We start from the raw sequence: 7,592 nt of genomic DNA on the forward strand, positions 1-7,592 counted from the left end.
ATGGCTACCCATAAGCCTATCAATATTCTGGAGGCGTTCGCAGCAGCGCCGCCACCGCTGGACTACGTTTTGCCCAACATGGTGGCCGGTACGGTCGGGGCGCTGGTGTCGCCCGGTGGTGCCGGTAAATCCATGCTGGCCCTGCAACTGGCCGCACAGATTGCAGGCGGGCCGGATCTGCTGGAGGTGGGCGAACTGCCCACCGGCCCGGTGATCTACCTGCCCGCCGAAGACCCGCCCACCGCCATTCATCACCGCCTGCACGCCCTTGGGGCGCACCTCAGCGCCGAGGAACGGCAAGCCGTGGCTGACGGCCTGCTGATCCAGCCGCTGATCGGCAGCCTGCCCAACATCATGGCCCCGGAGTGGTTCGACGGCCTCAAGCGCGCCGCCGAGGGCCGCCGCCTGATGGTGCTGGACACGCTGCGCCGGTTCCACATCGAGGAAGAAAACGCCAGCGGCCCCATGGCCCAGGTCATCGGTCGCATGGAGGCCATCGCCGCCGATACCGGGTGCTCTATCGTGTTCCTGCACCATGCCAGCAAGGGCGCGGCCATGATGGGCGCAGGCGACCAGCAGCAGGCCAGCCGGGGCAGCTCGGTACTGGTCGATAACATCCGCTGGCAGTCCTACCTGTCGAGCATGACCAGCGCCGAGGCCGAGGAATGGGGTGTGGACGACGACCAGCGCCGGTTCTTCGTCCGCTTCGGTGTGAGCAAGGCCAACTATGGCGCACCGTTCGCTGATCGGTGGTTCAGGCGGCATGACGGCGGGGTGCTCAAGCCCGCCGTGCTGGAGAGGCAGCGCAAGAGCAAGGGGGTGCCCCGTGGTGAAGCCTAAGAACAAGCACAGCCTCAGCCACGTCCGGCACGACCCGGCGCACTGTCTGGCCCCCGGCCTGTTCCGTGCCCTCAAGCGGGGCGAGCGCAAGCGCAGCAAGCTGGACGTGACGTATGACTACGGCGACGGCAAGCGGATCGAGTTCAGCGGCCCGGAGCCGCTGGGCGCTGATGATCTGCGCATCCTGCAAGGGCTGGTGGCCATGGCTGGGCCTAATGGCCTAGTGCTTGGCCCGGAACCCAAGACCGAAGGCGGACGGCAGCTCCGGCTGTTCCTGGAACCCAAGTGGGAGGCCGTCACCGCTGATGCCATGGTGGTCAAAGGTAGCTATCGGGCGCTGGCAAAGGAAATCGGGGCAGAGGTCGATAGTGGTGGGGCGCTCAAGCACATACAGGACTGCATCGAGCGCCTTTGGAAGGTATCCATCATCGCCCAGAATGGCCGCAAGCGGCAGGGGTTTCGGCTGCTGTCGGAGTACGCCAGCGACGAGGCGGACGGGCGCCTGTACGTGGCCCTGAACCCCTTGATCGCGCAGGCCGTCATGGGTGGCGGCCAGCATGTGCGCATCAGCATGGACGAGGTGCGGGCGCTGGACAGCGAAACCGCCCGCCTGCTGCACCAGCGGCTGTGTGGCTGGATCGACCCCGGCAAAACCGGCAAGGCTTCCATAGATACCTTGTGCGGCTATGTCTGGCCGTCAGAGGCCAGTGGTTCGACCATGCGCAAGCGCCGCCAGCGGGTGCGCGAGGCGTTGCCGGAGCTGGTCGCGCTGGGCTGGACGGTAACCGAGTTCGCGGCGGGCAAGTACGACATCACCCGGCCCAAGGCGGCAGGCTGACCCCCCCCCACTCTATTGTAAACAAGACATTTTTATCTTTTATATTCAATGGCTTATTTTCCTGCTAATTGGTAATACCATGAAAAATACCATGCTCAGAAAAGGCTTAACAATATTTTGAAAAATTGCCTACTGAGCGCTGCCGCACAGCTCCATAGGCCGCTTTCCTGGCTTTGCTTCCAGATGTATGCTCTTCTGCTCCTGCAGCTAATGGATCACCGCAAACAGGTTACTCGCCTGGGGATTCCCTTTCGACCCGAGCATCCGTATGAGACTCATGCTCGATTATTATTATTATAGAAGCCCCCATGAATAAATCGCTCATCATTTTCGGCATCGTCAACATAACCTCGGACAGTTTCTCCGATGGAGGCCGGTATCTGGCGCCAGACGCAGCCATTGCGCAGGCGCGTAAGCTGATGGCCGAGGGGGCAGATGTGATCGACCTCGGTCCGGCATCCAGCAATCCCGACGCCGCGCCTGTTTCGTCCGACACAGAAATCGCGCGTATCGCGCCGGTGCTGGACGCGCTCAAGGCAGATGGCATTCCCGTCTCGCTCGACAGTTATCAACCCGCGACGCAAGCCTATGCCAGCGCTTTTCCCATATTGCTCTTTTTTGTCAATGTTCTGAAATCTATTAATAAATAACGAAAAAATAATAAGATAGTAAGATAAATCTCGTTCATACCTACTTTTACGGCGTTGACAACTATCACTCGGTCGAGTTTTTTCACTGATCCCCGCTGGGATCCCCTAATTGGTTGCCTTAGCGCTCATCCGAGCAAAGTTGAGTTAGGCTAGTTAACTAAATAATATAAATGGCCTTGTCCGACTCAGGCGAGACGGAACAACTTCGGTGGCCTCGATAAGCGCTGGCCCACTCCGAACCGTGAGAGTTTTTAAACAAACTGGTAAAGCAGACGCAATTCTCTTTCACTCGAAGCTGCTTTAAACCGCAGGTCGCGACCCATAACAGACGCTAATTCTTTAATCGATATTCGTTTTGATGTATCATCGCGAGCAGGAAACACCTTTCTTTATATCTAGGAAAAAACTATCGTATGTACTCCAAATTTGTTGTTTTTGTATCGCTGTTAAGCAGCTTAACCCTCAGCATTCCTGCCAACTCTTCTCCAGACCTGATAGTCAACAGCATCAAAGAGGTAGAGCAAAACCTGGGTGCTAAAGTAGGAGTCTCAATCTACAGCGTTTCTGATGGTTACCTTTGGCATTACAACGGCGATTCACGTTTTCCGTTGATGAGCACCTTTAAACCTCTTGCATGTGCGAAATTGCTCCACGATGTTGAAACGGCGAAGCTGTCGATTGATCGATCTGTGAAGATTGAGGAACAAGACCTTATTACTTGGTCGCCGATAACAGAAAAGCTTGTTGGAGAGAGCTTTTCCCTCAAGCAGGCTTGCACGGCTGCACTGGTTATGAGTGACAACACAGCGGCTAATATAGTACTGGACGGTATTAGTGGCCCATCTGAATTGACCTTGTTCATGAAAGAACTCGGTGATGAAGTAACGCGACTGGATCGTATAGAGCCTCATTTAAATGAAGCGCGAAGCGGGGATGAGCGTGATACAACAACACCTAACGCGATTGTAAAAAGCCTCGGGAAACTGCTTTATGGCGAGAAACTCTCAAGTGGCTCTAAAGAACAATTAATTGAATGGATGGCTGGCAACAAGGTGTCCGATAGCTTGTTGCGTTCAGTGCTACCAGAGGGGTGGTCAATTGCTGATAGGTCGGGTGCTGGTGGTTTTGGGTCTAGGGGAATCACCGCTGCGATTTGGTCAAATGAACAGCAGCCATTAATTGTTGCGATATATCTCACCCAGACTGAAGCTTCGTTTGACGAGAGAAATAAAGCTATTGCCAAAATAGGTAGAGAAATTTTCGCTTCTTATAACTAAGGCAACTTGGCGGGTACTAAGCACCTCAGCATCATAAGATGAGAGGTGTTCTTTCAATCTTCCTTTATAGCGGCAGCTAAATCGCAGCGAACCCGTAGAAAGCCATGCTCCAGCCGCCCGCATTGGAGAAATTCTTCAAATTCCCGTTGCACATAGCCCGGCAATTCCTTTCCCTGCTCTGCCATAAGCGCAGCGAATGCCGGGTAATACTCGTCAACGATCTGATAGAGAAGGGTTTGCTCGGGTCGGTGGCTCTGGTAACGACCAGTATCCCGATCCCGGCTGGCCGTCCTGGCCGCCACATGAGGCATGTTCCGCGTCCTTGCAATACTGTGTTTACATACAGTCTATCGCTTAGCGGAAAGTTCTTTTACCCTCAGCCGAAATGCCTGCCGTTGCTAGACATTGCCAGCCAGTGCCCGTCACTCCCGTACTAACTGTCACGAACCCCTGCAATAACTGTCACGCCCCCCTGCAATAACTGTCACGAACCCCTGCAATAACTGTCACGCCCCCAAACCTGCAAACCCAGCAGGGGCGGGGGCTGGCGGGGTGTTGGAAAAATCCATCCATGATTATCTAAGAATAATCCACTAGGCGCGGTTATCAGCGCCCTTGTGGGGCGCTGCTGCCCTTGCCCAATATGCCCGGCCAGAGGCCGGATAGCTGGTCTATTCGCTGCGCTAGGCTACACACCGCCCCACCGCTGCGCGGCAGGGGGAAAGGCGGGCAAAGCCCGCTAAACCCCACACCAAACCCCGCAGAAATACGCTGGAGCGCTTTTAGCCGCTTTAGCGGCCTTTCCCCCTACCCGAAGGGTGGGGGCGCGTGTGCAGCCCCGCAGGGCCTGTCTCGGTCGATCATTCAGCCCGGCTCATCCTTCTGGCGTGGCGGCAGACCGAACAAGGCGCGGTCGTGGTCGCGTTCAAGGTACGCATCCATTGCCGCCATGAGCCGATCCTCCGGCCACTCGCTGCTGTTCACCTTGGCCAAAATCATGGCCCCCACCAGCACCTTGCGCCTTGTTTCGTTCTTGCGCTCTTGCTGCTGTTCCCTTGCCCGCACCCGCTGAATTTCGGCATTGATTCGCGCTCGTTGTTCTTCGAGCTTGGCCAGCCGATCCGCCGCCTTGTTGCTCCCCTTAACCATCTTGACACCCCATTGTTAATGTGCTGTCTCGTAGGCTATCATGGAGGCACAGCGGCGGCAATCCCGACCCTACTTTGTAGGGGAGGGCGCACTTACCGGTTTCTCTTCGAGAAACTGGCCTAACGGCCACCCTTCGGGCGGTGCGCTCTCCGAGGGCCATTGCATGGAGCCGAAAAGCAAAAGCAACAGCGAGGCAGCATGGCGATTTATCACCTTACGGCGAAAACCGGCAGCAGGTCGGGCGGCCAATCGGCCAGGGCCAAGGCCGACTACATCCAGCGCGAAGGCAAGTATGCCCGCGACATGGATGAAGTCTTGCACGCCGAATCCGGGCACATGCCGGAGTTCGTCGAGCGGCCCGCCGACTACTGGGATGCTGCCGACCTGTATGAACGCGCCAATGGGCGGCTGTTCAAGGAGGTCGAATTTGCCCTGCCGGTCGAGCTGACCCTCGACCAGCAGAAGGCGCTGGCGTCCGAGTTCGCCCAGCACCTGACCGGTGCCGAGCGCCTGCCGTATACGCTGGCCATCCATGCCGGTGGCGGCGAGAACCCGCACTGCCACCTGATGATCTCCGAGCGGATCAATGACGGCATCGAGCGGCCCGCCGCTCAGTGGTTCAAGCGGTACAACGGCAAGACCCCGGAGAAGGGCGGGGCACAGAAGACCGAAGCGCTCAAGCCCAAGGCATGGCTTGAGCAGACCCGCGAGGCATGGGCCGACCATGCCAACCGGGCATTAGAGCGGGCTGGCCACGACGCCCGCATTGACCACAGAACACTTGAGGCGCAGGGCATCGAGCGCCTGCCCGGTGTTCACCTGGGGCCGAACGTGGTGGAGATGGAAGGCCGGGGCATCCGCACCGACCGGGCAGACGTGGCCCTGAACATCGACACCGCCAACGCCCAGATCATCGACTTACAGGAATACCGGGAGGCAATAGACCATGAACGCAATCGACAGAGTGAAGAAATCCAGAGGCATCAACGAGTTAGCGGAGCAGATCGAACCGCTGGCCCAGAGCATGGCGACACTGGCCGACGAAGCCCGGCAGGTCATGAGCCAGACCCAGCAGGCCAGCGAGGCGCAGGCGGCGGAGTGGCTGAAAGCCCAGCGCCAGACAGGGGCGGCATGGGTGGAGCTGGCCAAAGAGTTGCGGGAGGTAGCCGCCGAGGTGAGCAGCGCCGCGCAGAGCGCCCGGAGCGCGTCGCGGGGGTGGCACTGGAAGCTATGGCTAACCGTGATGCTGGCTTCCATGATGCCTACGGTGGTGCTGCTGATCGCATCGTTGCTCTTGCTCGACCTGACGCCACTGACAACCGAGGACGGCTCGATCTGGCTGCGCTTGGTGGCCCGATGAAGAACGACAGGACTTTGCAGGCCATAGGCCGACAGCTCAAGGCCATGGGCTGTGAGCGCTTCGATATCGGCGTCAGGGACGCCACCACCGGCCAGATGATGAACCGGGAATGGTCAGCCGCCGAAGTGCTCCAGAACACGCCATGGCTCAAGCGGATGAATGCCCAGGGCAATGACGTGTATATCAGGCCCGCCGAGCAGGAGCGGCATGGTCTGGTGCTGGTGGACGACCTCAGCGAGTTTGACCTGGATGACATGAAAGCCGAGGGCCGGGAGCCTGCCCTGGTAGTGGAAACCAGCCCGAAGAACTATCAGGCATGGGTCAAGGTGGCCGACGCCGCAGGCGGTGAACTTCGGGGGCAGATTGCCCGGACGCTGGCCAGCGAGTACGACGCCGACCCGGCCAGCGCTGACAGCCGCCACTATGGCCGCTTGGCGGGCTTCACCAACCGCAAGGACAAGCACACCACCCGCGCCGGTTATCAGCCGTGGGTGCTGCTGCGTGAATCCAAGGGCAAGACCGCCACCGCTGGCCCGGCGCTGGTGCAGCAGGCTGGCCAGCAGATCGAGCAGGCCCAGCGGCAGCAGGAGAAGGCCCGCAGGCTGGCCAGCCTCGAACTGCCCGAGCGGCAGCTTAGCCGCCACCGGCGCACGGCGCTGGACGAGTACCGCAGCGAGATGGCCGGGCTGGTCAAGCGCTTCGGTGATGACCTCAGCAAGTGCGACTTTATCGCCGCGCAGAAGCTGGCCAGCCGGGGCCGCAGTGCCGAGGAAATCGGCAAGGCCATGGCCGAGGCCAGCCCAGCGCTGGCAGAGCGCAAGCCCGGCCACGAAGCGGATTACATCGAGCGCACCGTCAGCAAGGTCATGGGTCTGCCCAGCGTCCAGCTTGCGCGGGCCGAGCTGGCACGGGCACCGGCACCCCGCCAGCGAGGCATGGACAGGGGCGGGCCAGATTTCAGCATGTAGTGCTTGCGTTGGTACTCACGCCTGTTATACTATGAGTACTCACGCACAGAAGGGGGTTTTATGGAATACGAAAAAAGCGCTTCAGGGTCGGTCTACCTGATCAAAAGTGACAAGGGCTATTGGTTGCCCGGTGGCTTTGGTTATACGTCAAACAAGGCCGAGGCTGGCCGCTTTTCAGTCGCTGATATGGCCAGCCTTAACCTTGACGGCTGCACCTTGTCCTTGTTCCGCGAAGACAAGCCTTTCGGCCCCGGCAAGTTTCTCGGTGACTGATATGAAAGACCAAAAGGACAAGCAGACCGGCGACCTGCTGGCCAGCCCTGACGCTGTACGCCAAGCGCGATATGCCGAGCGCATGAAGGCCAAAGGGATGCGTCAGCGCAAGTTCTGGCTGACCGACGACGAATACGAGGCGCTGCGCGAGTGCCTGGAAGAACTCAGAGCGGCGCAGGGCGGGGGTAGTGACCCCGCCAGCGCCTAACCACCAACTGCCTGCAAAGGAGGCAATCA

7 protein-coding genes and 2 pseudogenes are annotated in these 7,592 nt (G+C 59.1%); 7 read left to right on the forward strand and 2 right to left on the reverse strand.

All coding sequences use genetic code 11. The annotated features are described in order from the left end of the window. The 4 genes and pseudogenes from CYG50_RS00215 (at position 1) to bla (ending at position 3,605) form a co-directional block, all read left to right on the forward strand. Complete coding sequence (locus tag CYG50_RS00215; protein ID WP_000190708.1) at positions 1–840, forward strand: helicase RepA family protein; 840 nt, start codon at positions 1–3, stop codon at positions 838–840. Beyond that, entirely contained in the window at positions 827–1,678 is an 852-nt protein-coding gene (gene repC, locus CYG50_RS00220; protein WP_000240536.1) for a replication protein C, IncQ-type, read from the forward strand. Before CYG50_RS00215 ends, repC begins: the two co-directional genes overlap by 14 nt. 308 nt (positions 1,679–1,986) lie before the next feature. Next, positions 1,987–2,325, forward strand: a pseudogene (locus tag CYG50_RS00230) (dihydropteroate synthase); the annotation flags it as partial. A 416-nt stretch (positions 2,326–2,741) separates the two neighbouring features. Next, positions 2,742–3,605, forward strand: coding sequence for an HMS family class A beta-lactamase (gene bla / locus CYG50_RS00235; RefSeq protein WP_102139633.1), 864 nt, complete (start codon positions 2,742–2,744; stop codon positions 3,603–3,605). An 80-nt stretch (positions 3,606–3,685) separates the two neighbouring features. On the opposite strand, the pseudogene CYG50_RS00240 reads toward bla, so the two are convergent. After that, positions 3,686–3,916: pseudogene (locus CYG50_RS00240) on the reverse strand (IS91 family transposase); the annotation flags it as partial. Positions 3,917–4,469: 553 nt separating this feature from the next. Further along, positions 4,470–4,754, reverse strand: a complete 285-nt coding sequence (locus CYG50_RS00245; RefSeq protein WP_000238497.1) for a mobilization protein C — start codon at positions 4,752–4,754, stop codon at positions 4,470–4,472. A 198-nt stretch (positions 4,755–4,952) separates the two neighbouring features. Between CYG50_RS00245 and CYG50_RS23665 the strand changes: the two genes are divergently transcribed. The 3 genes from CYG50_RS23665 to urfF are packed head-to-tail and all read left to right on the forward strand — an operon-like array spanning position 4,953 to position 7,563. Continuing rightward, the gene (locus CYG50_RS23665; protein ID WP_001395566.1) at positions 4,953–7,082 is read left to right on the forward strand and encodes a MobA/MobL family protein; all 2,130 of its coding nucleotides are present in this window, start codon (positions 4,953–4,955) and stop codon (positions 7,080–7,082) included. Positions 7,083–7,142: 60 nt separating this feature from the next. Continuing rightward, complete coding sequence (locus CYG50_RS23340) at positions 7,143–7,355, forward strand: hypothetical protein (protein WP_000455501.1); 213 nt, start codon at positions 7,143–7,145, stop codon at positions 7,353–7,355. A gap of 1 nt (position 7,356) precedes the next feature. Then, complete coding sequence (urfF, locus tag CYG50_RS00260; protein ID WP_007857788.1) at positions 7,357–7,563, forward strand: plasmid repression protein F; 207 nt, start codon at positions 7,357–7,359, stop codon at positions 7,561–7,563. Positions 7,564–7,592 lie beyond the last annotated feature (29 nt).

The sequence above is a fragment of the Providencia huaxiensis genome, assembly GCF_002843235.3.
Taxonomy (GTDB): Bacteria; Pseudomonadota; Gammaproteobacteria; order Enterobacterales; family Enterobacteriaceae; genus Providencia; species Providencia huaxiensis.

Excerpts from the sequence above, each read along its gene's own strand:
- CYG50_RS00215 (WP_000190708.1), top strand. The coding sequence starts at position 1 with ATGGCTACCCATAAGCCTATCAATATTCTGGAGGCGTTCGCAGCAGCG.
- CYG50_RS00245 (WP_000238497.1), bottom strand. The coding sequence starts at position 4,754 with ATGGTTAAGGGGAGCAACAAGGCGGCGGATCGGCTGGCCAAGCTCGAA.
- CYG50_RS23665 (WP_001395566.1), top strand. The coding sequence starts at position 4,953 with ATGGCGATTTATCACCTTACGGCGAAAACCGGCAGCAGGTCGGGCGGC.
- urfF (WP_007857788.1), top strand. The coding sequence starts at position 7,357 with ATGAAAGACCAAAAGGACAAGCAGACCGGCGACCTGCTGGCCAGCCCT.
- CYG50_RS23340 (WP_000455501.1), top strand. The coding sequence starts at position 7,143 with ATGGAATACGAAAAAAGCGCTTCAGGGTCGGTCTACCTGATCAAAAGT.
- bla (WP_102139633.1), top strand. The coding sequence starts at position 2,742 with ATGTACTCCAAATTTGTTGTTTTTGTATCGCTGTTAAGCAGCTTAACC.